A 2,198-nucleotide genomic window follows, 5' to 3' on the forward strand; every position below is an offset into this window, starting at 1 on the left:
TCAGTTACGATTAACTATTTGACCCATCCAGCCAAGGATTACATATGCAGGCGCTAATAACCTTTTTGCCTCTTCCCTGTCATTTGCCTGAGTCCTGACACAGGTAGGGCGCGTTTGTTCCATGTTGGAACGCTCAATGGCTGCGAAGATAAAAGTTTTCACGTGCGTCTCCGATAGTTGTGGTTATTTGTTGTAATTCATTGATGATATTTCTTTAGCTCTGGCACTCAACAGTTCAATTATTTGTTTAGCTATGTCACTAGCTCTACTATTTTCCATCTTTTCTAATATCATCACCGCTTCTAGCACAGTGTGTAAGTCGGTATAATCTTCCTTGGTTGTTATATTGCTAAACATGATGCACTCCATTATTAATAATCTGATCCTGATAATTCATCATTTTCTTAACTTTAATTTGCAATTATTTAATAGGTTTTTGGTAAATATTCGTTGCTATATATCGCTTCCTTCCCCGTGTGGTTTTTACTATGTATACAGGATACACCACGTACCAACGCCCATCAATACAATGCGTACCGAAAAATCAATAAAAAAACCTTTCTTTTTGATTTTAAAAGGAATAATTTTGATTCCTTGATCAAATATTGTGATTTATATCACTAAATCACTGGAAAATAGATACAAAAAAGCCCCTCATTGGGGGCTTTGTTAATTAGGTGTTGAATATCAAGGTGGGTTACATTACATAATGTAATAATTTACAAGAGGTTTGATTATTTTAGTTTGTTTTAATGCCTCTCTTCGCCAACATTTCGACGAAAATTGCATCAAAATGAGCAGCTCTAACTTTCAGTTCGCGCAAAAATTTATCCGCCTCTTCTGATGGTAAACTGTCAAATAGGTCTATTAATTCCTTTTGTTTTTTGGTTGGTCTTGGCTCAGATTCGATGTTTATAGAGTTTGAAGACTGATCGTTGATATTGGAAATTGTGCCATCTGAATTCAAGATAACGTGCTTAATTCCTATAAAATCCAGTATTGCCGCGATTTCTTTTAGCGAAGGCTCTCTCCTTCCATTTAGCCAATGCCCTACCGCACCCCGTGTTATACCTAGATGTTCGGCTAATTTATCGTATGTAATGCCTAAGACCTTCATTTGGTCTTTGGCCATGTCAAACCAGTTCATGTTCATACCTAGATTATACAAACTGTATCAGTTTTATCAATAAACATATTGTATCTTTATATTGTCTTATTGGGTACGATATGTATTATATTATACAAAAAGGAGGAATAAGATGAACAAGATAAAAAAACTCAGAACTGATTTAGGGATTACCCGAAAAATATTGGCTGAACACGTAGGTTGCACTCCTGGTGCGATAGGGCATTACGAGAATGGAAGGCGCACCCCAGATATCACTGTGTGCAGAACGATAGTTTCAGCTTTTAGCGCGTTAGGTACTGAATTCACGCTTGATGACATTTTCCCACCACCCGAGGTGCCCCATGAATAACTTCCAGTCGATAGTGGTTTATGCACTGGCGTTCTTGATCCCGATATGGGGTGTGTGGATATGGTCTGTGGTGGGGTTTTCGTGATGTCGGCTTTTCCTGACTACACCAAAGTCACCATGCCATCGCTCTTTTACCCTGACGATGGCGCATGGATTCAGGAAATGCTGGCAAAACTGCGGGCAAGCACCCGATCGAAGATCACCGCTAAGTATTCAGAAGTGTATCAGGCGGCATGGGACAACGAACCCGTTTCATACCGCAAAGACAATGCAGCCAGACGGGCGGCCAATATCCGGCTCAGGGAATTTGTCGTGAAGTATGAGAGAGCGGCACAGGGTTATACCGCAAAGCCGATAGCCGTTAACCAGTAACAAAAAATTTGGAGTTCGCATGTATCACTTTGCTAGTACACGAATAGGGAAGAGAACCAGGGGGGAAAGGGGGGATTGGAGAGTTCAGAAAGGTAAAGCACTGCCAAGTAAGAACTCATTACTTAAATAGATCTCAGTAGAGAACACATAAGTTAATTAAGTGCACTGAATAGTGAATTTCAAAAATCGCCGTACTACCTAAGTGATACAGAAATAATAGAGGGAAGAGATGAGTATTGAACTGAAAGAAAAATTAATCACTCTGCTGGAAGAGCAGTTTTTAACGGCTGCTGATATGCAGAAATTCGAAACGGTACTCACCGCAAAAATAATATGTGCCATCAGGTC

Annotated in this window: 5 protein-coding genes; 2 read left to right on the forward strand and 3 right to left on the reverse strand. The window is 39.8% G+C overall.

The genetic code is table 11. The features are described from left to right. The 3 genes from ABLA76_RS18175 to ABLA76_RS18185 form a co-directional block, all read right to left on the reverse strand. Window positions 1–162 carry a hypothetical protein gene (locus ABLA76_RS18175; protein WP_348988978.1) on the reverse strand — a complete coding sequence of 54 codons (162 nt, stop codon included), beginning with the start codon at window positions 160–162 and terminating at the stop codon, window positions 1–3. Between the two features lie 21 nt (window positions 163–183). After that, the gene (locus tag ABLA76_RS18180) at window positions 184–357 is read right to left on the reverse strand and encodes a hypothetical protein (protein ID WP_348988983.1); all 174 of its coding nucleotides are present in this window, start codon (window positions 355–357) and stop codon (window positions 184–186) included. 382 nt (window positions 358–739) lie between these two features. Then, window positions 740–1,147, reverse strand: a complete 408-nt coding sequence (locus ABLA76_RS18185; RefSeq protein WP_348988984.1) for a helix-turn-helix domain-containing protein — start codon at window positions 1,145–1,147, stop codon at window positions 740–742. Between the two features lie 112 nt (window positions 1,148–1,259). Here ABLA76_RS18185 and ABLA76_RS18190 point away from each other — a divergent pair, with 112 nt between their 5' ends. Both ABLA76_RS18190 and ABLA76_RS18195 read left to right on the forward strand, forming a co-directional pair. Then, the gene (locus tag ABLA76_RS18190) at window positions 1,260–1,478 is read left to right on the forward strand and encodes a helix-turn-helix transcriptional regulator (RefSeq protein WP_348988985.1); all 219 of its coding nucleotides are present in this window, start codon (window positions 1,260–1,262) and stop codon (window positions 1,476–1,478) included. 84 nt (window positions 1,479–1,562) lie between these two features. Continuing rightward, window positions 1,563–1,850, forward strand: coding sequence for a hypothetical protein (locus ABLA76_RS18195; RefSeq protein ID WP_348988986.1), 288 nt, complete (start codon window positions 1,563–1,565; stop codon window positions 1,848–1,850). The last annotated feature ends 348 nt before the right edge of the window (window positions 1,851–2,198 follow it).

This window comes from Xenorhabdus sp. SGI240 (assembly GCF_040081915.1).
Lineage (GTDB): Bacteria > Pseudomonadota > Gammaproteobacteria > Enterobacterales > Enterobacteriaceae > Xenorhabdus > Xenorhabdus bakwenae.